We start from the raw sequence: 15,967 nt of genomic DNA, 5'->3' as shown, positions 1-15,967 counted from the left end.
GGGCAGTAGAAATACCACAAAAGTGTTGTAATACCACAAATCTGTTGTATACTGGACTCATCCAAACAACAGAGACGAGGTGATGAAGTTCAGCGAGTTCAGACGATGGTTGAAGGCCCAAGGGGTGACCTTCGAAGCAGCTAAAGGCAGCCACTTCAAGATCACGGCCCCAAACGGCAAACAGACTGTCTTCGCGGACCACGGTGCCAAGGAAATGCCAGAACCGACCCGCAAGGCGATCATTAAACAACTGGGGCTCTAGAGCCCCCTTCGCCATGCTGCGAGCTGAACCATCACCGTAGGGAGTGACCATGTACAACTACGCTATACGCTTCGAAACCAATACTACGCCTGGCCTGGCAGTCTTTTGCCGAGATTTACCTGAGCTGAACAGCTACGGTGACGACCGCGAGCACGCCATCAGCGAAGCTGTTGACGCCATCGAGACAACGCTGTCGATCTACGTCGACCAGCGCAGGGCTATTCCTGAGGCAACCCCCCCAAAGGACGGGGAAGAAACTATCTATCTGCCGGCTGTGACTGTGGCCAAAATTCACCTATGGAACGAGATGATGGCTCGCGGCATGCGCAAGGCTGACCTGTGCCGTCTGCTCGACGTATCTCAAACTCAGGGGGACCGCCTGGTGGACTTCCTTCACACTTCCAAAATGGAACAACTGGAAGTCGCTCTGGATCGCCTAGGGCTGCATCTGACGGTAGAGGTCAAGCGCTACCACTCCGTCGCTGATGAGTCAGCGCCGGTCTATGGGTGAGGACGAAAAAGCCCATCGCGGCGAGTTGTCTTTGAATTAGCGCAGATGGCCGGTGCTGATCTCCGGCACAGTCTTCGACCACTGAGGCGCATCAGCCTGCGCATTCATCTGCATATGCGAGGGTCTCTCCCCTCCTGTCCGCCATAGGCAGGTACAGCGCCAACGCCCGTACGCATCGGTCTCGCCTTCCCCGCCTCAAGCCGCCCGCATAGCAAGTGAGGTGCAGGCGCCTGGGCTGCCGGTGTTTTACAGCGTCGCGGCACTACCGGCTTATCCGCGTCCAGGCATCCCGATTGGGCCACCCTGGCAGTGGTCTCTGCACATTTTCCGGGCACAAAAAAACCCGACGCGGTGGCCGGGCTTTTCGGGTCACTCCTCAACGTGCGCAGGAATGACAGGATGGAGCGATATTGGCTCAATGGCTCACTGCATGTCAAGCAGCATGTGCCACCAATAAGCCTTCATCTTCGAGAATGTGTTGAACCTCAATCAGGGCCAGGCTCACGGTGTTCTCCAATGACTTGCGGATGTCCCGCCTCCACCGCTCCTGCGTCTTAATAGGGTGTGGCTCGTTCGACCAGTTGTCCATTTCGTACCAGGCCGCCGGGAGAACATTTGTGCTCCGCTTTCCGTCCACGCCGGGCAGCTTGGGCATGGCCCAGGTGACAATTGCGCAATGCCGAAAACGCTCGGGCGCTGGCGAGCGGAATGCCCGAGTGATCTCTTCGATGGCGGCATGCTTGCGGTCGACGTGGGTCGAATACTTCGCCACCAAGTGCCGCCAGTGATCTGCGGAGAGGGATTTGTGCAGCCTGCCGAACACCCAGCAATCCGTTAGGAAAGCCTCTTCCTTCCCGACAATGGCGCCCTTCTGCTTCGCGGCCTGCACCTTCGGCTCGAAGTCGCACCCGCCGGCACTGTTGATCGTCTCAGCCGCCAGGGCGCGAACCACTGCGGAAATCACGTTTTGGTATTTCATTTCCGGCCCTCACTGCGGCTGTCGGTGTGTTCGAGAATGCGTTTGATGGCCAGGTGCGTCATGACGTTGTAGATCAGGCCTGTCAGGTAGAGCCCGAGGATCAGCAGGCCGATGACCAGGTGTTCAGGGTTCATGCAGCCTCCTTGATCGGCTCGATACGGACGCGGACGGCGCCGCCCTTGGTGACTTCCCGGCGCACGATGCGCAGGTCGTCGATCTGTTCGTCGTCTCCCCAAACGCCAGCGTGCGACAAGGCGTCTAGGAGGCCCTTGGCGACGTTGTCTAGGTCACGCTTGCGCCTGTCAGGGGGAAAGCACTCAATCGTCACAGAGAGGCGGCAGGCGAGCCCCTGGGCGGTATCGCGGATCGACCGGCACACCTCGGCGCGGTACTGGCGCCCCTTCTCGCTGATCAGGTGCCGACCGGCGAGCTTGCCCGTGGCGGGATGGCGCCAGTAGGTGTTCACGCTCGGTGGGTATGGCAAGTTCAGTTCCATCAGGCGGCTCCCTTCACAGTCAGGATGCCGGCCCGGATGAGGGCCTCATGAGTCTCGGCGATGGCTCGAGGCATGTCTGACCAGTCCACCTCGCCCCGCCCACGCCCGTCGAGGACGTCGTGGCAGGCGCTGCAGGCGTAGACCGCCACGGTGTCGAATCCCTTCATGCCCATGCCCTTCTGGCCGCATGGCAGGTGAGCCAGGACGGTGGTGGCCGGGTCGAAGTTACATTTGCCCGGGATGCGGACTGTGCAGTCCTGGCCCTTGGCGCTCTCGCGGACCTTCTTGCTCACGACTCTCATGCCGCTGCTCCTATGCCCCAATGATCGGCCGTGGTGAACCTGACGCCCCTTTCTGCCGCGAACGCCTCCATGACTTCGAACATGTCGTTGAACCACTTCTTGGACTGGCGGCGGGTGGAGATGCCCAGAACGACGAACCCGCCATCCAGGCCGGGCACGGCGCGCTGCTGCTGTACCGAGGCGCTGAATACGTGCTTCCAGTCCTCGTCGCTCAGCTTCTGGCCGTACCACTCAACCTGGCGGGCGATGTCGCGCAACATGGCCCACATGCGGCGGTTCTGAGCGTCGCTGCGGACCTCCTCGCGCATGGACCAGGTGATGCCCCGGGTCAGGTCGACCCGGTTCAGCATCTGGATGGCTCGGGCGCGGTCTTGCTCGGTGCGGAGTGGGAAAGATGGGAGGGTCATTTCTCACCCCCTTCGATCTTGATGCACTCGAAGGTGCGCTTGCCCACGTAGAACTTGCCCAGGCGCTCGCACTCGTCGGCGACGGTGTAGTGCGCGTGAGCCCATCCGATCGATATACCCAGGATCAAGGCCAGCAGAGCAATGAAGGCGGTCATCGGCTCACCTCCCTGGCCAGGGCCGCGTCGATGTTTTCATCCATGATCTCAAGCGAGGTCCAAGCCTTAACTTGGCGCTGTTCCTGCCATGGCATGCGAAGCCACCGGTACCGCTCGGCATCCTTGCGCAGCGCACCGATTACCAAAGCGATCTCGCCCGGCAGGTGCTGCATGAATTCAAGGCTGCACTCGACCGATACGGCAGCCCCGCAAGCAGTCGCCGACTCACTGATAATCCTGCGCAGCGCCTCGTTCTCGGCCTTGAGACGGTCAATCTCATCACCCATGGCGGTGGCGGAGCAGTTCAGGCTTGCCGTGGATGCACACAGGGATCTGTAATTTTTGAGAACACTTTCGAGCTCTCCCTTGAGGTGATTTAGCTCCCGTTTCGCATCATCCCTTGCCTGGCACAGCCTTCGCAGTTCCGCGCTGTCGCGACCATGCTGTGCGGTAAGGCCTTCGATCTCCGCGAGCAGGGCCAGGATCAACTCAGGCGTCAACTCGCTGTAGAACTCGGCCAGTCGCCGGCTCTCCTCGGCTTCGTCTGCGCACTTGGCTGGGTCGCAGGCCAGGGCCATAGCCTTGATTTCTTGCTTGTCGATGTTCATGGCTTCACCTCGACCTTCAGGCCCTGGGCCTCGAGTGCTTCACGGACATCGGCGGACCACATCACGTCACCAGCCATGGTCTTGAAGTGCACGGGAAGTTCCACCACCACGGCCTCGCGGCTGGCCTGCCAGGCCCACATTGCTGCGCCCATCATCGCCATGCCGCTTTCATCCTGTGCTGCGGCAACCTCTGCAATGCCACACCCAAACTTGACTCGGAACGCTGCGTCGAACTGCGCCAGCATCTCCTCGGGCATCATCTTGGTGGTGTCCATCAGTGCTTCTCCTCGGCTTCCGCTCGCTCAGCCAATTGCCCCAGACGCTGCCTGGCCAGGTGCATCAGGTCGGAATGGTCGTTTTCGCTCATGACTGGCACGCAGACGAAGGTGATTCCTGCTTTGGCCAGGGCATGCGCTGCGTCAAGGGGATGGCGTAGCTGTGCTGGGGTTGCGCGCTTCATGAGTGCTGCTCCTGCGCAGTGAGCTTGGTTTCGGCTGCAACTCGGATGGCGAATGCAACGGTTGCGTACAGGGCTGCCAGAACCGGGAAACCGGCATAGATCAGCGCGGCCACATACGCGCAGTGGAATGCGACGCCGACTGTCTTCTTGAGCATCGACCGACCGTGGATCTTCTCGGCGAGGACTGCATCCATGGCAAACACGCCCAGGAACAGCATCGGCACCATGATGGCGACAACCCAGAAGGCGAAGGTGCGCACGTCAGATCCGCCGTACACCAGCGCCACGATCAAAGCGGCATCCAGCAGTCTCGAGAAAATCTTCTTCATCACTTGCACTCCTTGCCGGCCACAGGACCGCGCTTGAACTCGACGTGGTGGCCGCGCTTCTGGCTGCCGTCGGCCATGACCACGCGGCGGTCGGAGCCTTTGGTCATCCGGACGATTTCCCGGCCTTCAACGACCTGCTCGAAGCCTTGGCGCTTGAGCTGGGCCACGGTCATTTCTTGTGCTGGAGTCATCAGAAACCCTCCTTTCCGCGCTGCGATTCCCACTCAAACGGCACAACGATCATCCCACCCTCGCGCAGGCGGTCGACACAGCGCTCGCCCATGGCCATTGGCAGCTGCTCACCGTCCAGGTTGGAGATCACCACCGTGGGCCTCATCTGCTCGTACCGGCCATTGATGATCGCGAACAGGGTCGTCAGCTCGAAGTCGCTGGGCTGCTCCTTGCTCACCCCGACCTCGTCCAGAACCAGCAGGTCTGGGCCGATCAGGCTGGCCAGGATGTCGCCCTCGCTGCGCTCGCTCTTGCGGTCGTAGGTCGAGCGAATGGCCTGCAGGATAGAACCCACGGTCCGGTATACGGCCGTGCGGGCGGTCTTGTGCAGCAGCTCGTTGGCAATGGCCACGCCCAGGTGGGTCTTGCCGGTGCCAGGCTTGCCGATCAGAACCATGCAGCGACCCGTCTCGGCAATCTCGTCGAAAACCTTCACGTAGTGGCGGCAGAAGCTCAGGGCCTTGCGCTGTCCTTCGTTCTCGACGCTGTAGTTCTCCAGGGAACGCTTCTCGAAGCGTTTCGGGATCAAGGCATCCCCTAGCTTGCGGGAGAGCGACAAACGCTTCAGATACGCCTCCTCCTCCTTCTCGCGCTGCTCACGCTCCTGGGTGGCGATGCGATTGCATTCAGGGCATCCGCCGCGCAGCTCACGATCGAGGATGGAGATCACGGTCTGCTCATACGGGCCATGCTTCTCGCAGTTGGCCGGCTGGGTGCTCAGCGGCTTCTTGGGCTCTTTGGCATTCACGGCTTTCTCAGAGCGCATAGCTGCCATCCTCCCGACGCTTCAGGCCGGCGGTGTAGTCGCGGTCAGCGAAGCCGTGGTGGCGGCTGGCAGATGGCGCCGCCTTGCTTGGGAACTGGCGAACATTGCTTGCTCGGTCTTGGTCGTTCTTCACCCACTTGACCAGCATCTGCACCCATTTGGATTGGGTTTGCAGCCCACCACTTGATTCGTGGTGCGCAGTGAATGGGGCAATGGCCTCGGGGGTGAACAGGGCTACGGATACGCCGTAGTGAACGCAGTAGGTCTTGAGCGATTTGGCATCAGGCATCCAGTCCAGAGTCATCTCAACTGGCGCTTTGGGATCGACAGGCTTGGGGTCGGCTGGCTGGTCTTCCGCGTCAGCACCACCTTTCGAGGAATCCGCGCCCGCGGAGAGAGAGTTCTTTTTATCTTCTCTTCTCTTCTCTTCTCTAGGTAACGCACTTTTAACGCTGCGAGCGTTACCTTCACCGTTACCATTCTTGTGGTTGGCGACGCGGCGAGCCGTCAAGGCCCTGTTTTTCGCGGTCTTGCCGTTATGGCGCTCGAAATGAGGAAGGGAGATCAGGCCGTCCGCCTCAACCATCCAACCGACCGATTTCATGTGATCGCAGAATCCGAGAACGCCAACAATGCGATCTAGCAACTTTTTGCTAACGCTCGGAGCGTTACCTTCTTCGGTCTGCTGGTCGAACCAACCCCACACGCGCATTAGTTTGCCGACCACTGCATCAGGATCAATGCCCGCAAGATCTGCGATCTGGCAGACCTCAGGCTTATCCATGGTGGTGAGCTCGAATTTGATCCAGTCGCCAGCCATTACGCGACCTCCTTTGAATGGGCAGCAAGTGCCCGAATTGCCGTTTCATGACGACGCCTGGCGTTGTATTCGGCCTTCTTGGCCGTCTGCACGCGCTGGAATTGGGACTCGGTGAAGTTCATCACCGGCAAGAAGGCGTCACTCTCAGGATCGAAGCGGCCTTCGGGGCGCCCATGAGCAGCAAAGAAGGTGTCGTACATCGAGCTCAGCTCGGCCTTGAGCGCCTTCTTCTGGGTGGATATCTGGTGCAGCTCAAGCGCGGTCAGTGCGGCGCGCTCGATCAGCTTCTGGTAGGTGTTCTTCGGCATGATCAGAACTCCAGTCGCTTGATTTCGGAGAGAAGAGCTCGGCTGTGCCGCTGGATATAGATCTGGCTCAGCTTCTCCTTGCGCGCCTCGAAAGGCATGCCGACGTCGATCAGCGAGGCGTTGACACGCTGCAGGTGCTCAATGCAGCGGATTTCGCACGGAGTCAGGTGGTCGCGGATGGAGTCGGAAGGACTGATGCAGTGCGCTGCACGGTAGGCCTTGGAAGGCATGCCCAAGGCGATTCGGTTGATCAGGTCGAACTCGTTGCTGAAGTGGTAGTGCTTCACTTCTTTGCCGATGGAGAGGCGACCATGCTTGATGGCATCGGTCAGGGCTGGAGCCTCAAGACGTGCACGCTCACGGGCCTGGCGTCCCTCCACCAATTGGATGTGGCCGATCACCACGGCATCGAAGGTACGGATTACGTGCAGGTGGAATGCAGGACTGATCCACATGGCATAGCTGTAGATGAGATCGCGACTGGCATAGGTGCCGCCGTATCGACCTGCTTTCGACTCGACAGGTTTAAAACCCGGATTTTCCGTAATTAGAAAACCCTCAATTTCCTTGGTTGCTTGAAGGCTGAGCCATTCGTTCGGCCTGATGTCCTTCGCAACCCCGTCAGCCTTCGCGGCTTTCTCAAGGTCATTGAGGGAGTAGCGGCCCTCGCTATCCTGGCGGATCTTGACGCCGCAGATAGCGATAGCCTTATCGCGCGCCACGAAATCGTGGTTCGCATTTTGTGGCGCGGGGTGCGCCGTATTGCTTTGGATGCTCTGGTGCATATATGATGTGCCTCGCACAAGCGTTACGAATGCAGTTGAAAAAGCCACCCTTGCCCGGTGGTTTTTTTGTGCCTGCGATTTGGTACTGCGTACTGCATTGGGTGTCCGGCGCATCCGTGGTAGCTTTTTGCTTCCACACGAAAAGGCCATCGGAGGCCGGACATATGCGTTACAAGCCAAGCGCTGAATATCTTTGGGCTGTATGCGTCAAAGAGGCAGAGGGGGTTGCTAAGCAGATAAGCGAGAATCGCTTTTTCGGAAGTCGTGAAGATGCGGTCTATCACGCATACCCGAGGTATCTGGTCCACTGCCTGAACATGCAAAAACTTGAGGATCTCTACTTTCCGTGGGAGAACGCTGACGGTTTTGAGCCGCTGCATGTTCACCTCGCCAACAGCCGAAACCAGCCGCTCATCAATTTTCGTGGGATGGGGATAGAGGACTTGCTTGTCGCCCTTCGTCCTGATATCCGCCGGATGCGGTTGAGCCAGGATCAGATCGATGCTGTTCTGAGCAGTGGCGGTGTTCCGGAAGAGGTGAAGGCTGATCTGGAGCTGAAGGCCGACCTGCCTTATTGAGGTGGCCGAATTTCTCAGCGATAGCGCGAGCGCTTGACGCCTGTGAGGACAGCCAGTCAGCGCTCTCCTGAAGCGTCATCTCTGGCGGGAACTCCAGACGTGGCACTTCAGGTGGACTGAAGGCGCTCATCATCTTCATGCAGCATGAAGAATGCAGTGTCGCAACCGCCTCGATTACCTTTGGGCGGTCTTTCTCATGCGTAGAAAGCACGTGCCCAATGGCTGTGTGCAGGCTCTCTGCGCAAGCTCGCGCAAAGATCAGCTTGAGTTCGTTCTGTGCTGCTTGATTGTTCATGTCCTACTCCTGCTCTTTTGAGGCCCTTTCGAGGCCCTTTTTGTGATCCGCCAGCGATAGCAGCGGGGCTGTATGCCGCATCTGCTTCAACTGGGCCTGTACCGCCAGGGAGCGACCTATCTCTAGGTAGTGGTTGGCGGTGTATTCGAGGCTCCATCCAAGCTCGGCGCTAAGCTGCCGAACCTCCTCCTGAGCCCCCTTCTCCATCGAGTTGAAGGTCGTGTCAGGCATAGGCCCTCCATAGGGGCTTTAAGCTGATTTATCCTGCTCGCCGATGCCGTGCATTTCCCGGATGAGCTGGGCGGCACCGAGGCGCCTGGCGATCATCGACAGCTCGTGAACGTAGGTCGCCAGCTGCATCCCAGCCGCGCGGGCCTCCATGCGCAGCATCCGCAGGTCTTCAGGCTTGTAGCGGGACTTCACTACTTCGCTGCGCTTGTGGGCGGGGTTGTCATAGGCCATACGGGTACTGCTCCTTGCTGGGGTTGGTGGGTTAGGCAGCGGACTTCTGAGATGGGAACGGGCGCTGCTCGAGCGCCACGAAGCTGCCGTCAGGCAGTTCAGAGACACGTATGTCGCGCTTGGCCGTCAGCGCTTTGTGAATTGCAGGGGCCGTCACACGAAGAAGCCTGGCGGCTTCGGACTGCCCTTTTTCGGCAACGAATTCTTCAAGGGGGGTCGCGTTTTCTTCGAGGAGGGTCGCGTTCATGGTCAGGCCTCGGTTGTTCATGAGTCAGATATTAACCATCGGTTGATTATTTGTCCATACCGATGGTTTCTGCCCTTTCTTTAACCGTTGGTATATGTTCGCGCCATGACCAAGAAACGAATTCTCCCTCCAGACCGCCTGGCTGAATGCGAGGCGGCGCACGCACTTTTCCTTGCGCGCAAGAACGAGCTGAAGCTCAGCCAGAAGAAGATCGCTGATGAGGCCGGCATGACCCCGGCTGCGGTGAATATGTACTTCAAAGGACTGAACCCGCTGAATGCAAAGTTTGCCGCTGTGCTGGCCAGGCTCTTAGGCGTTCCGGTGGAAAAGTTCAGCCCACGCCTGGCAGACGAGATCCGGTCCCTTAGATCGCTACCCAGTGGCGATCCGGCTAACAAGAAAGGCGCTGCCGAAAAAGTGATGGAGATGCTGAAGCAGCACGCCGGCAAGAAGCTGGACGAGGATGCCCAGCAGAAGATTGCGGCGGCCGTAGCCGACTCGCTGGAGGAAGAGCGCCGGAGCAATGTCGTCTCGGCCGATTTCTCAGGGCTGAGAGTGAAGAAAGACGAGATATTCATCCCCCAGTACGATATCCGCGCCTCCATGGGGCACGGGCAGGTCCCTCCGGACTACACCGAGGTAATGCGGAACGTGATCGTCAAGGAGTCAGCGCTCCAGGAGAAGGGCGTCACCTATACTTCCCAGTCAGCGCTGGCCATGATCTTCGGCTGGGGCCAGAGCATGGAGGGCACGATCAACGACAAAGACCCGCTCATCGTTGATCGAGGCGTGAATGAGTTCGTTGGCGACGGGATCTATGTCCTCACCTGGCACGGCCATCTCTACATCAAGCGCCTGCAGTTCTTTGACGAGGAACATTTCTGGCTAATCTCCGACAACGAGAAGCACAAGGATCAGCAGGCAAGGATTGACGACGTTACAATCCATGCCAAGGTTTTGCTCATCTGGAACGCGAAGAAGGCGTAGCCGGGCCGGGACTTATATCACTGCTGAGAGGGATCTTTTGTCATTCATCAAGAAGCTTGCCTTTGTGCTCGTCGTGCTCGCCGGCGCAGGCTATCTCGCGATCATATGGGAGGCGCATCAACAGCTCGTCAGGACAAGTGAAAACCTGGCCAGACAGCTCGGTGCGGAGATCGTCGACGGCCTAGCGGGCGCCAGCCAAGATTGTCGATCCGCAAAAATTGACTCTATCGTCGTCAAGACCGACTCACCGTTTTCGGATACGGGATCTGCTTCCATCTACATCTCGGGAGCAAATGATCGGGCCCTCGCTCTTGATTACTCCATCGCGGTCGCGGGCCAAAAGGTTTATCTCAAGCCGCAGGATCATGCGTCCAATCAGGGGCAAATCATGCAATTTGCCCTGAATGGATGTCGCTAGTCTCAACTGGTTATGATTTGAGCCCGCGCTGAGCGGGCTCTTTCGTTTCAGAACGAAGGCTCCTCCTCCAAAGCCTCAAGCTCCTCAACCGGGGCCACGCAGTCCTCATCGACCTGCATTTCCCACTCGATTTTTACCCCGCCCTCTTCAAGGTGTGCGATCTCCAGGCCGTCAGTCTCGCCTAGGAGTCTCATAATCTCCTCCCACTCTGCATCTCCATCTGTGTCCAGTCGATTAATCACCACCCAGCGCTGCTCCTGCGCTTTTGGATGATTGATCATGCTGGACACCCTCAAGCCTAGCCGCTCTAACGCGGTCATTCCTTGGCTCTGCTGCGTTGATGCTGTCTTTTTTTGCTTAGCCATGACACCTCCTTAGCGACTGTACATACATCCAGTAGTTCGGATCATAGCGCACGCCCTCGAAAAATAAATTAACCATCGGTATTGACGACAAATCTATACCGATGGTTAACTACATCCATCGAGGCGCTACACAGCCCCTCGGGAGGCCCTCAAGCCTCACCCGCTCTTTAACAACCAAGACCGCCGAGCCTGCAGGCATAGCAGGCCACCATCCCCGCAGGGCTCTGGTGCGATCAGGTGTGCCGCAATAGAGCGGCATCCAAGCGGCGCGCATGCCTCGACAGATGCAGGAAGCGCGATACCGGGTGAGCGACCGGGGCCTGAGAGAACGATTTCACTGGCTGGCCTTGGCGACAGGGCCAGACGGGAAATCAACCCAGCAGAAAGGAGCTCACCATGAGCGGATTTACCAAAGGCCAGGACGTAATCCTTACCAACCCACGCGGCACCGAGAAGGCCGGCAAATACCTGCGTACCGAAAACCTGGGCCACGGCCGTGGAATGGGCGAGTACCTGGTCGTTGACGTCGACGGCAAACCGCTCAGAGCGCGAGCCAGCAAAGTTCGCGCCGCCTGAACAACCAGCGCCACGTCAGCCTGACGTTAACTGCCCGATGCCCTGCTCCCCATCGCAGGGTTCATCGGCCTGCATCCTCGCCGGAGCGTGAACACCGGTTACCTGCCAGCCCGTCACGGGGCATCGAATACGGCAGGCTGAGGGGTTTCCCTCTGAGGATGAAGACCGATGCATCCCGCATCCCCTTCCCTTCACATACGACCGCATTAGGCAGGCGCCAGGCCCGCGCTCTCGGCTGCGCGGGGGTTTGGTCACCCGCCCTGACGCCTGACCAATGCGGTTGGCCAAATCAACGGAGCTCACCATGCACGAGCAGTTCGAAAAGCTGATCGACGCTCTGGGAAAAGCAAGTCACCTGGCTTATCTGAAAAGCGAGCGATCTCGAATCCAGGCCAGGGCCAGGCCGCGGTGCGGCAATTGTGACTTCTGGATGAAGTCTCGCGAATGCCCGGTGGAGAAAAACGTGAACGGTATGAGCCGCGGTCCTTCCTGCGAAGGCATTGCCTGCTCGAAGTTCAAGCAATGCCCGAGCATGCAGCAGACCTTCGAGAAGCTGCTCTCCGAAAACGAAGCCGCTATCAGCGCGGTTACCGCTTAACCCACCGCCACCTGGAGGCGATCATGCAAGCACTACAAGCAGCACAGTTTGAGTTCGACAACCGCCTGCCGCCTCAGGTGAGCGAGACCGCTGAGGAAGTGGCCCAGCGCGCCTGGGTCGACAACGCGATCGAGACCCTGCTGGACCGCCAGGACGCGACCTTCCAGCGCCGCTTCCTCAAGCGCGGCGTGACCTACAAGCAGTTCGCCGAGGCAGTGGACCAGCACCTGTCCGAGCTGCTGATCGGCACCGCCGGGCTCAGCGCTCACGCCCTGGGCGACCTGTTCCTGGCGGCCCGCAGCGGCGTATCCAGCGACTGCAAGACCACCGCAGCGAACATCCTGGGCGACGAGAAGCTGCGCGAGATTGCTCGCGAGCTGCTCGAGCCATTCGCGGCCGAGGGCGTGCTGGCCGATGCGGAGGACGTATGACCAGCCGCCTCGCCCCTGCGTACATCGAGCTGGAGATCTCCAAGATGGCCCGCTCGATCCAGCCGGCTCAGGACCGGACGTTCATCGAAGGCATGATCGAAATGGCGGCCTTTCTGAGCCAGATCAGCCACCAAGAAGCCGAGCGGTACCGGGACAACCTCGCAATAAAGTCCGGCACCCGCATTGTTGAGTTGAGGAGTGCAGCGTGAGCACAGCACCAGTGAAATCCCTGATCGATGAACAGCTCGAGGAGATCGAGCGCAGCCTGGCCGTGCTCAGCGTCGGCTTGCCCCGCGAGTTTCCAGTCCAGAAGCTCAACCCCAAGATTGCCGCGGCGCTTAAGGCCGGACAGATCGCAGTGAGGCCTGCGCCATGACCATGATCTGCGACAACTGCGGGCAATACGGCATCCGCTGGATGGGCCCGGTCAGCAACCTCACCCATACCGAGTGCCCGCATTGCGGCGGCCAGAACTGCCAGCGCGAAGACTCTGATCCGGAAGAAGATCCGGAAATGGCCGCCTGTGGTTGCGGCGCTCGCGGCGAGGTCAACTACGACGACGGCACAGATCGTCGATTCTACTGCTACAGCAGCTTAGGGATGTGCTCGCCATGACTCGCTACCAGCGCGCCCGCCGCTTCGCCCTATGGCGGGGAGCATTCCCCATGATCTTCGCCTGCACCGTCTTCATGATGGCCGGCGCCCTCGCCGACTGCATTACCCAGTAACCAACACATCAGCGCCAGTCTGGCGCAGGAGAAACCATGCAATCCGGCTACTACCGTGACCTCAGCAATGAGGCCTACCACGGCGGCGAAGGCGTGTCCAAGTCGCAGCTCGACCTGATCGCCAAGGCCCCGGCATTGTTCCAGTGGAGCAAGGCGGCGCCGGAAGATCCTGAGAAGAAAAAGGCCCTGGACTTGGGCGATGCCACGCATGCCTTGCTGCTGGAGCCTCACAGATACGCCGCTGAATACGCGGTGGGCCCGGCCAACGCACCGCGGAACACGAACGCAGGCAAGCAGAAGTGGGCAGAGTTTGAGGAAAGTTTGTCCGGACAGACCGTCCTGACTGCCGAGGATGGACGCAAGCTTTCCCTGATCCGCGAAAGCGTTATGGCTCACCCTCACGCAAGGTGGCTGCTGGAAGCGTCTGGGGACGTCGAGGCCAGTATCTACTGGAATGATCCGATCAACGACGTGCTTTGCCGCTGCCGTCCCGACAAGGCCATCCCGCAGTACGGCTGGCTGATGGACGTGAAGACGACCGCCGACATCAACAAGTTCGAGCGCTCCTTCTACGAGTACCGGTACCACGTCCAGGACTCCTTCTACAGCGACGGCTACGCCAATCACTTTGGCGAGGACCTGCAAGGCTTCGTGTTCCTGGTGGTCAGCACCAGCATCGAGTGCGGCAAATATCCGGTTCGCCTGTTCATCCTCGACGCCGAGGGCAAGGCTGTCGGCCGCACCACCTACCAGCGAGACCTTTCTACCTATGCCGGCTGCCTGCGCAGCGGTGAGTGGTCAGCCTTCGAAACCATTTCCCTGCCCTACTGGGCCAAGGAGCGCATATGAGCAACGCACAGGAAAACGTCGCGCCATTCTCTCAGGCGGACATGGAGAAAACCCAGCAGGTGAGCAAGAAGAGCCCGGCTGGCGAGCTGGCATCTTTCCTGGCCAGCAAGGCGATGAAAAGCCAGCTGGCTGCCGCCCTGCCACGTCACATGACGCCAGAGCGCATGGCGCGCATTGTGACTACCGAGGTCCGTAAGACGCCGCAGTTGCTGAAATGCGAGCGCAACAGCTTCTTGGGCGCCGTCATCCAATGCGCCCAGCTGGGACTGGAGCCGGGTAACTCGCTCGGCCATGCCTACATCCTCCCGTTTGACAAGAGGGAAAAGCAGAACGGCCAGTGGATCACTGTGCGCACCGATGCCCAGCTAATCATCGGCTATCGCGGAATGATCGACCTGGCACGCCGGTCCGGGCAAATCATCAGCATTTCAGCCCGCGCTGTCAGGCTCGGCGACGAGTTCAGCTACAAGTTCGGCCTCGAAGAAGACATCACGCATGTGCCGTCCGACGAGGCAGGCGAAGGCGAAATCACCCACGTCTATGCGGTGGCCAGGCTGCGCGATGGCGGCGTTCAGTTCGAGGTCATGAGCCGCCAGCAGATCGGCGCTGTTCAGGCTCAGAGCAAATCCAAGGATAGCGGACCTTGGAAGACGCACTGGGAGGAAATGGCCAAGAAGACGGTCATCCGCCGACTGTTCAAGTACCTGCCTGTTTCCGTGGAGATTCAGCGCGCCGTGACGCTTGATGAGAGCGCCGAAGCCGGCCTGCCGCAGGGTAACGAATACGTGCTTGATGGCGACTTCGAGGTCGTCGGGGATGGCGAGCAATGATCGACAACTACATCCTCGCCGGCATCGCCCGCCAGGCCGAGATCGAGGCGGCCAAGCACGCCTTCTTTGCCCAGGGCAAGCGCATCCAGATCCTGCCGCCGGCAGGCGATGGCTTCCCGCCCGAGCGCTCTGACAAGATCGACCCCGAGACGGTGCTCAAGCGCAAGCGCAAGAAGCCCACGCTGATGGAGCGCGCCATGCTGCGGCGGATGGCGGACGAGCTATGAGCAAGGTCCGCAAGCCTCACAACCTCAAGGCGCGCATGGACCGCGCTTGCCGGGCCCTGCTAAAGACCAACCACGCCGCCGTCGCCAACGTCGAGCCGCGCGACCAGCAGATCATGATCAACTGGAAGCACTGCACGCAGATCCGCAGCGTCCCGGTAGCCAATGCCCTATGCGACGTCGCCCACCACTGGACGATCTACATCAGCGTGTTCTGCCAGATGCCGGACGGCCAGCAGTACAGCAAGTCGACCGAGTTCACGACAATCGGCATGCACCTGGTGGCGAAGCTCGACAGCACGATCGAGGCGGCGCACGCGGAGCTGGTCGCCCAGGCCAACCCCAATCACGTTATCGGCTCAGGGTGGATCGCCATTCCTGACCAGGTGTCACTGGAAGAGGCCCAGGCAAATCGCATCTTCAAGGCCATGGGCGCCTGGCCCGACAAGAAAGCAGCATGAAGCGAATCAGCATGAAGGTCCGCGCGCGTCGCCGGGCCGAACAACACAACCTCCCACCGAGCGGTATCCAGCATGACTCCACTCTGGCGTTTCCTCACCAGGCCGACCGGCATGACGGCCCAGGAACTGGCCGAAGCCACCGGCATGACCATCCAGGCAGTACGCGCTGACCTGGTCAAACTCGAATCACAGGGCAAGGCAGCCCGCGAGCGCGGTCCGGTTGGTACGCCGCATCGCTGGTGGCGTGCCGAGAAGCGGCCGCTGACCGGTACTGATGCGCTGTTGATCATCGGCCTGGCTGCCGAGCTGCATCCCTCTCCCGCCAAGCTGCGCGAGATCCTGGCCAAGGTCGGCATGCGTGTGAAGCACAAGGGCCTGCAGAAGATCATCACCATGTGCGCCATGTCCAAGGCGCCGCATCAGATTGTCAGGCTGGCCATTCAGGAGCACGAGCCCGAGGCGTTCCAAGCAGCGCAGCAGGCGGCGTGATGGCGGCCAG

General features: G+C 59.9%; 35 protein-coding genes. 16 read left to right on the top strand and 19 right to left on the bottom strand.

Features of this window, described 5'->3' with window-relative positions:
* Window positions 1-82 precede the first annotated feature (82 nt).
* Window positions 83-262 (top strand): type II toxin-antitoxin system HicA family toxin, encoded by a 180-nt coding sequence (locus tag ACY8GK_RS03050; protein ID WP_085598729.1) that lies wholly within the window; start codon window positions 83-85, stop codon window positions 260-262.
* A 49-nt stretch (window positions 263-311) separates the two neighbouring features.
* Entirely contained in the window at window positions 312-773 is a 462-nt protein-coding gene (locus ACY8GK_RS03045; protein ID WP_462402267.1) for a type II toxin-antitoxin system HicB family antitoxin, read from the top strand.
* 433 nt (window positions 774-1,206) lie between these two features.
* Here ACY8GK_RS03045 and ACY8GK_RS03040 read toward each other — a convergent pair whose 3' ends face one another.
* From ACY8GK_RS03040 to ACY8GK_RS02970, 15 genes are read right to left on the bottom strand one after another with little or no spacing between them, the layout of a single operon-like run.
* Window positions 1,207-1,752, bottom strand: coding sequence for a hypothetical protein (locus ACY8GK_RS03040; protein ID WP_462402266.1), 546 nt, complete (start codon window positions 1,750-1,752; stop codon window positions 1,207-1,209).
* Window positions 1,749-1,886, bottom strand: a complete 138-nt coding sequence (locus tag ACY8GK_RS03035) for a hypothetical protein (RefSeq protein WP_462402265.1) — start codon at window positions 1,884-1,886, stop codon at window positions 1,749-1,751. Before ACY8GK_RS03035 ends, ACY8GK_RS03040 begins: the two co-directional genes overlap by 4 nt.
* Complete coding sequence (locus ACY8GK_RS03030) at window positions 1,883-2,248, bottom strand: RusA family crossover junction endodeoxyribonuclease (RefSeq protein WP_462402264.1); 366 nt, start codon at window positions 2,246-2,248, stop codon at window positions 1,883-1,885. The genes ACY8GK_RS03035 and ACY8GK_RS03030 overlap by 4 nt, the downstream gene beginning before the upstream one ends.
* On the bottom strand, window positions 2,248-2,550 hold the full coding sequence (locus ACY8GK_RS03025) for a nuclease domain-containing protein (protein ID WP_462402263.1): 303 nt from the start codon (window positions 2,548-2,550) through the stop codon (window positions 2,248-2,250). The genes ACY8GK_RS03030 and ACY8GK_RS03025 overlap by 1 nt, the downstream gene beginning before the upstream one ends.
* Entirely contained in the window at window positions 2,547-2,957 is a 411-nt protein-coding gene (locus ACY8GK_RS03020) for a recombination protein NinB (protein WP_462402262.1), read from the bottom strand. Before ACY8GK_RS03020 ends, ACY8GK_RS03025 begins: the two co-directional genes overlap by 4 nt.
* A complete protein-coding gene (locus ACY8GK_RS03015) occupies window positions 2,954-3,112 on the bottom strand; it encodes a hypothetical protein (protein ID WP_462402261.1) in 159 nt (52 codons plus the stop codon). Before ACY8GK_RS03015 ends, ACY8GK_RS03020 begins: the two co-directional genes overlap by 4 nt.
* On the bottom strand, window positions 3,109-3,720 hold the full coding sequence (locus tag ACY8GK_RS03010) for a hypothetical protein (protein ID WP_462402260.1): 612 nt from the start codon (window positions 3,718-3,720) through the stop codon (window positions 3,109-3,111). Before ACY8GK_RS03010 ends, ACY8GK_RS03015 begins: the two co-directional genes overlap by 4 nt.
* Window positions 3,717-3,995, bottom strand: coding sequence for a hypothetical protein (locus ACY8GK_RS03005; RefSeq protein WP_462402259.1), 279 nt, complete (start codon window positions 3,993-3,995; stop codon window positions 3,717-3,719). Before ACY8GK_RS03005 ends, ACY8GK_RS03010 begins: the two co-directional genes overlap by 4 nt.
* The gene (locus ACY8GK_RS03000; RefSeq protein ID WP_462402258.1) at window positions 3,995-4,180 is read right to left on the bottom strand and encodes a DUF1382 family protein; all 186 of its coding nucleotides are present in this window, start codon (window positions 4,178-4,180) and stop codon (window positions 3,995-3,997) included. The genes ACY8GK_RS03005 and ACY8GK_RS03000 overlap by 1 nt, the downstream gene beginning before the upstream one ends.
* Entirely contained in the window at window positions 4,177-4,509 is a 333-nt protein-coding gene (locus tag ACY8GK_RS02995) for a hypothetical protein (protein WP_462402257.1), read from the bottom strand. The genes ACY8GK_RS03000 and ACY8GK_RS02995 overlap by 4 nt, the downstream gene beginning before the upstream one ends.
* Window positions 4,509-4,700 (bottom strand): hypothetical protein, encoded by a 192-nt coding sequence (locus ACY8GK_RS02990; protein ID WP_462402256.1) that lies wholly within the window; start codon window positions 4,698-4,700, stop codon window positions 4,509-4,511. Before ACY8GK_RS02990 ends, ACY8GK_RS02995 begins: the two co-directional genes overlap by 1 nt.
* The gene (locus ACY8GK_RS02985; protein WP_462402255.1) at window positions 4,700-5,506 is read right to left on the bottom strand and encodes an ATP-binding protein; all 807 of its coding nucleotides are present in this window, start codon (window positions 5,504-5,506) and stop codon (window positions 4,700-4,702) included. The genes ACY8GK_RS02990 and ACY8GK_RS02985 overlap by 1 nt, the downstream gene beginning before the upstream one ends.
* Window positions 5,496-6,326, bottom strand: a complete 831-nt coding sequence (locus ACY8GK_RS02980; protein ID WP_462402254.1) for a DnaT-like ssDNA-binding domain-containing protein — start codon at window positions 6,324-6,326, stop codon at window positions 5,496-5,498. The genes ACY8GK_RS02985 and ACY8GK_RS02980 overlap by 11 nt, the downstream gene beginning before the upstream one ends.
* Window positions 6,326-6,634 carry a hypothetical protein gene (locus ACY8GK_RS02975; RefSeq protein ID WP_462402253.1) on the bottom strand — a complete coding sequence of 103 codons (309 nt, stop codon included), beginning with the start codon at window positions 6,632-6,634 and terminating at the stop codon, window positions 6,326-6,328. The genes ACY8GK_RS02980 and ACY8GK_RS02975 overlap by 1 nt, the downstream gene beginning before the upstream one ends.
* A gap of 2 nt (window positions 6,635-6,636) precedes the next feature.
* Complete coding sequence (locus ACY8GK_RS02970; RefSeq protein WP_462402252.1) at window positions 6,637-7,419, bottom strand: KilA-N domain-containing protein; 783 nt, start codon at window positions 7,417-7,419, stop codon at window positions 6,637-6,639.
* A gap of 29 nt (window positions 7,420-7,448) precedes the next feature.
* On the opposite strand from ACY8GK_RS02970, the gene ACY8GK_RS02965 reads away from it, so the two are divergent.
* The gene (locus ACY8GK_RS02965) at window positions 7,449-7,997 is read left to right on the top strand and encodes a hypothetical protein (RefSeq protein ID WP_462402251.1); all 549 of its coding nucleotides are present in this window, start codon (window positions 7,449-7,451) and stop codon (window positions 7,995-7,997) included.
* A 298-nt stretch (window positions 7,998-8,295) separates the two neighbouring features.
* On the opposite strand, the gene ACY8GK_RS02960 is transcribed toward ACY8GK_RS02965, so the two are convergent.
* Genes ACY8GK_RS02960 through ACY8GK_RS02950 form a run of 3 tightly spaced genes read right to left on the bottom strand, consistent with a single transcriptional unit; the run spans window position 8,296 to window position 9,001 of the window.
* A complete protein-coding gene (locus tag ACY8GK_RS02960) occupies window positions 8,296-8,523 on the bottom strand; it encodes a hypothetical protein (protein WP_462402250.1) in 228 nt (75 codons plus the stop codon).
* 18 nt (window positions 8,524-8,541) lie between these two features.
* Window positions 8,542-8,754, bottom strand: a complete 213-nt coding sequence (locus tag ACY8GK_RS02955) for a hypothetical protein (RefSeq protein WP_462402249.1) — start codon at window positions 8,752-8,754, stop codon at window positions 8,542-8,544.
* 31 nt (window positions 8,755-8,785) lie between these two features.
* Window positions 8,786-9,001, bottom strand: coding sequence for a Cro/CI family transcriptional regulator (locus ACY8GK_RS02950; protein WP_462402248.1), 216 nt, complete (start codon window positions 8,999-9,001; stop codon window positions 8,786-8,788).
* Between the two features lie 105 nt (window positions 9,002-9,106).
* Here ACY8GK_RS02950 and ACY8GK_RS02945 point away from each other — a divergent pair, with 105 nt between their 5' ends.
* Both ACY8GK_RS02945 and ACY8GK_RS02940 read left to right on the top strand, forming a co-directional pair.
* Entirely contained in the window at window positions 9,107-9,988 is an 882-nt protein-coding gene (locus ACY8GK_RS02945; protein WP_462402247.1) for a LexA family transcriptional regulator, read from the top strand.
* Between the two features lie 37 nt (window positions 9,989-10,025).
* Window positions 10,026-10,406 carry a hypothetical protein gene (locus tag ACY8GK_RS02940; protein WP_462402246.1) on the top strand — a complete coding sequence of 127 codons (381 nt, stop codon included), beginning with the start codon at window positions 10,026-10,028 and terminating at the stop codon, window positions 10,404-10,406.
* A 47-nt stretch (window positions 10,407-10,453) separates the two neighbouring features.
* Here ACY8GK_RS02940 and ACY8GK_RS02935 read toward each other — a convergent pair whose 3' ends face one another.
* Complete coding sequence (locus ACY8GK_RS02935) at window positions 10,454-10,771, bottom strand: DUF1654 domain-containing protein (protein WP_462402245.1); 318 nt, start codon at window positions 10,769-10,771, stop codon at window positions 10,454-10,456.
* 396 nt (window positions 10,772-11,167) lie between these two features.
* Here ACY8GK_RS02935 and ACY8GK_RS02930 point away from each other — a divergent pair, with 396 nt between their 5' ends.
* From ACY8GK_RS02930 to ACY8GK_RS02880, 11 genes are all read left to right on the top strand, one after another.
* Window positions 11,168-11,347: a hypothetical protein gene (locus ACY8GK_RS02930; protein WP_144938433.1), complete on the top strand. Its 180-nt coding sequence runs from the start codon at window positions 11,168-11,170 to the stop codon at window positions 11,345-11,347.
* 304 nt (window positions 11,348-11,651) lie between these two features.
* Complete coding sequence (locus ACY8GK_RS02925; RefSeq protein WP_462402244.1) at window positions 11,652-11,945, top strand: hypothetical protein; 294 nt, start codon at window positions 11,652-11,654, stop codon at window positions 11,943-11,945.
* Between the two features lie 23 nt (window positions 11,946-11,968).
* Window positions 11,969-12,376: a hypothetical protein gene (locus tag ACY8GK_RS02920; RefSeq protein ID WP_462402243.1), complete on the top strand. Its 408-nt coding sequence runs from the start codon at window positions 11,969-11,971 to the stop codon at window positions 12,374-12,376.
* Window positions 12,373-12,585, top strand: coding sequence for a hypothetical protein (locus ACY8GK_RS02915; protein WP_462402242.1), 213 nt, complete (start codon window positions 12,373-12,375; stop codon window positions 12,583-12,585). The genes ACY8GK_RS02920 and ACY8GK_RS02915 overlap by 4 nt, the downstream gene beginning before the upstream one ends.
* Window positions 12,582-12,752, top strand: coding sequence for a hypothetical protein (locus ACY8GK_RS02910; protein ID WP_462402241.1), 171 nt, complete (start codon window positions 12,582-12,584; stop codon window positions 12,750-12,752). The genes ACY8GK_RS02915 and ACY8GK_RS02910 overlap by 4 nt, the downstream gene beginning before the upstream one ends.
* Window positions 12,749-12,991 (top strand): hypothetical protein, encoded by a 243-nt coding sequence (locus tag ACY8GK_RS02905; RefSeq protein WP_462402240.1) that lies wholly within the window; start codon window positions 12,749-12,751, stop codon window positions 12,989-12,991. The genes ACY8GK_RS02910 and ACY8GK_RS02905 overlap by 4 nt, the downstream gene beginning before the upstream one ends.
* A 149-nt stretch (window positions 12,992-13,140) precedes the next feature.
* Window positions 13,141-13,953, top strand: coding sequence for a PD-(D/E)XK nuclease-like domain-containing protein (locus ACY8GK_RS02900; RefSeq protein ID WP_462402239.1), 813 nt, complete (start codon window positions 13,141-13,143; stop codon window positions 13,951-13,953).
* A complete protein-coding gene (gene recT, locus ACY8GK_RS02895; RefSeq protein WP_462402238.1) occupies window positions 13,950-14,783 on the top strand; it encodes a recombination protein RecT in 834 nt (277 codons plus the stop codon). The genes ACY8GK_RS02900 and recT overlap by 4 nt, the downstream gene beginning before the upstream one ends.
* Window positions 14,780-15,010: a hypothetical protein gene (locus ACY8GK_RS02890; protein ID WP_462402237.1), complete on the top strand. Its 231-nt coding sequence runs from the start codon at window positions 14,780-14,782 to the stop codon at window positions 15,008-15,010. The genes recT and ACY8GK_RS02890 overlap by 4 nt, the downstream gene beginning before the upstream one ends.
* Window positions 15,007-15,468 carry a hypothetical protein gene (locus ACY8GK_RS02885; RefSeq protein WP_462402236.1) on the top strand — a complete coding sequence of 154 codons (462 nt, stop codon included), beginning with the start codon at window positions 15,007-15,009 and terminating at the stop codon, window positions 15,466-15,468. Before ACY8GK_RS02890 ends, ACY8GK_RS02885 begins: the two co-directional genes overlap by 4 nt.
* A 72-nt stretch (window positions 15,469-15,540) precedes the next feature.
* Window positions 15,541-15,957 carry a DUF7740 domain-containing protein gene (locus ACY8GK_RS02880; protein ID WP_462402235.1) on the top strand — a complete coding sequence of 139 codons (417 nt, stop codon included), beginning with the start codon at window positions 15,541-15,543 and terminating at the stop codon, window positions 15,955-15,957.
* Window positions 15,958-15,967 lie beyond the last annotated feature (10 nt).

The sequence above is a fragment of the Pseudomonas sp. Marseille-QA0332 genome (assembly GCF_054950175.1).
Note: the sequence above shows the minus strand (reverse complement) of the source record. Positions and strands in the feature narration are given on the sequence as shown.

What these genes read in the sequence shown, in the direction of transcription:
- ACY8GK_RS03050 (WP_085598729.1), top strand. Translation starts at nt 83, where the DNA reads ATGAAGTTCAGCGAGTTCAGACGATGGTTGAAGGCCCAAGGGGTGACC.
- ACY8GK_RS03045 (WP_462402267.1), top strand. Translation starts at nt 312, where the DNA reads ATGTACAACTACGCTATACGCTTCGAAACCAATACTACGCCTGGCCTG.
- ACY8GK_RS03040 (WP_462402266.1), bottom strand. Translation starts at nt 1,752, where the DNA reads ATGAAATACCAAAACGTGATTTCCGCAGTGGTTCGCGCCCTGGCGGCT.
- ACY8GK_RS03035 (WP_462402265.1), bottom strand. Translation starts at nt 1,886, where the DNA reads ATGAACCCTGAACACCTGGTCATCGGCCTGCTGATCCTCGGGCTCTAC.
- ACY8GK_RS03030 (WP_462402264.1), bottom strand. Translation starts at nt 2,248, where the DNA reads ATGGAACTGAACTTGCCATACCCACCGAGCGTGAACACCTACTGGCGC.
- ACY8GK_RS03025 (WP_462402263.1), bottom strand. Translation starts at nt 2,550, where the DNA reads ATGAGAGTCGTGAGCAAGAAGGTCCGCGAGAGCGCCAAGGGCCAGGAC.
- ACY8GK_RS03020 (WP_462402262.1), bottom strand. Translation starts at nt 2,957, where the DNA reads ATGACCCTCCCATCTTTCCCACTCCGCACCGAGCAAGACCGCGCCCGA.
- ACY8GK_RS03015 (WP_462402261.1), bottom strand. Translation starts at nt 3,112, where the DNA reads ATGACCGCCTTCATTGCTCTGCTGGCCTTGATCCTGGGTATATCGATC.
- ACY8GK_RS03010 (WP_462402260.1), bottom strand. Translation starts at nt 3,720, where the DNA reads ATGAACATCGACAAGCAAGAAATCAAGGCTATGGCCCTGGCCTGCGAC.
- ACY8GK_RS03005 (WP_462402259.1), bottom strand. Translation starts at nt 3,995, where the DNA reads ATGGACACCACCAAGATGATGCCCGAGGAGATGCTGGCGCAGTTCGAC.
- ACY8GK_RS03000 (WP_462402258.1), bottom strand. Translation starts at nt 4,180, where the DNA reads ATGAAGCGCGCAACCCCAGCACAGCTACGCCATCCCCTTGACGCAGCG.
- ACY8GK_RS02995 (WP_462402257.1), bottom strand. Translation starts at nt 4,509, where the DNA reads ATGAAGAAGATTTTCTCGAGACTGCTGGATGCCGCTTTGATCGTGGCG.
- ACY8GK_RS02990 (WP_462402256.1), bottom strand. Translation starts at nt 4,700, where the DNA reads ATGACTCCAGCACAAGAAATGACCGTGGCCCAGCTCAAGCGCCAAGGC.
- ACY8GK_RS02985 (WP_462402255.1), bottom strand. Translation starts at nt 5,506, where the DNA reads ATGCGCTCTGAGAAAGCCGTGAATGCCAAAGAGCCCAAGAAGCCGCTG.
- ACY8GK_RS02980 (WP_462402254.1), bottom strand. Translation starts at nt 6,326, where the DNA reads ATGGCTGGCGACTGGATCAAATTCGAGCTCACCACCATGGATAAGCCT.
- ACY8GK_RS02975 (WP_462402253.1), bottom strand. Translation starts at nt 6,634, where the DNA reads ATGCCGAAGAACACCTACCAGAAGCTGATCGAGCGCGCCGCACTGACC.
- ACY8GK_RS02970 (WP_462402252.1), bottom strand. Translation starts at nt 7,419, where the DNA reads ATGCACCAGAGCATCCAAAGCAATACGGCGCACCCCGCGCCACAAAAT.
- ACY8GK_RS02965 (WP_462402251.1), top strand. Translation starts at nt 7,449, where the DNA reads ATGCAGTTGAAAAAGCCACCCTTGCCCGGTGGTTTTTTTGTGCCTGCG.
- ACY8GK_RS02960 (WP_462402250.1), bottom strand. Translation starts at nt 8,523, where the DNA reads ATGCCTGACACGACCTTCAACTCGATGGAGAAGGGGGCTCAGGAGGAG.
- ACY8GK_RS02955 (WP_462402249.1), bottom strand. Translation starts at nt 8,754, where the DNA reads ATGGCCTATGACAACCCCGCCCACAAGCGCAGCGAAGTAGTGAAGTCC.
- ACY8GK_RS02950 (WP_462402248.1), bottom strand. Translation starts at nt 9,001, where the DNA reads ATGAACGCGACCCTCCTCGAAGAAAACGCGACCCCCCTTGAAGAATTC.
- ACY8GK_RS02945 (WP_462402247.1), top strand. Translation starts at nt 9,107, where the DNA reads ATGACCAAGAAACGAATTCTCCCTCCAGACCGCCTGGCTGAATGCGAG.
- ACY8GK_RS02935 (WP_462402245.1), bottom strand. Translation starts at nt 10,771, where the DNA reads ATGGCTAAGCAAAAAAAGACAGCATCAACGCAGCAGAGCCAAGGAATG.
- ACY8GK_RS02930 (WP_144938433.1), top strand. Translation starts at nt 11,168, where the DNA reads ATGAGCGGATTTACCAAAGGCCAGGACGTAATCCTTACCAACCCACGC.
- ACY8GK_RS02925 (WP_462402244.1), top strand. Translation starts at nt 11,652, where the DNA reads ATGCACGAGCAGTTCGAAAAGCTGATCGACGCTCTGGGAAAAGCAAGT.
- ACY8GK_RS02920 (WP_462402243.1), top strand. Translation starts at nt 11,969, where the DNA reads ATGCAAGCACTACAAGCAGCACAGTTTGAGTTCGACAACCGCCTGCCG.
- ACY8GK_RS02915 (WP_462402242.1), top strand. Translation starts at nt 12,373, where the DNA reads ATGACCAGCCGCCTCGCCCCTGCGTACATCGAGCTGGAGATCTCCAAG.
- ACY8GK_RS02905 (WP_462402240.1), top strand. Translation starts at nt 12,749, where the DNA reads ATGACCATGATCTGCGACAACTGCGGGCAATACGGCATCCGCTGGATG.
- ACY8GK_RS02900 (WP_462402239.1), top strand. Translation starts at nt 13,141, where the DNA reads ATGCAATCCGGCTACTACCGTGACCTCAGCAATGAGGCCTACCACGGC.
- recT (WP_462402238.1), top strand. Translation starts at nt 13,950, where the DNA reads ATGAGCAACGCACAGGAAAACGTCGCGCCATTCTCTCAGGCGGACATG.
- ACY8GK_RS02890 (WP_462402237.1), top strand. Translation starts at nt 14,780, where the DNA reads ATGATCGACAACTACATCCTCGCCGGCATCGCCCGCCAGGCCGAGATC.
- ACY8GK_RS02885 (WP_462402236.1), top strand. Translation starts at nt 15,007, where the DNA reads ATGAGCAAGGTCCGCAAGCCTCACAACCTCAAGGCGCGCATGGACCGC.
- ACY8GK_RS02880 (WP_462402235.1), top strand. Translation starts at nt 15,541, where the DNA reads ATGACTCCACTCTGGCGTTTCCTCACCAGGCCGACCGGCATGACGGCC.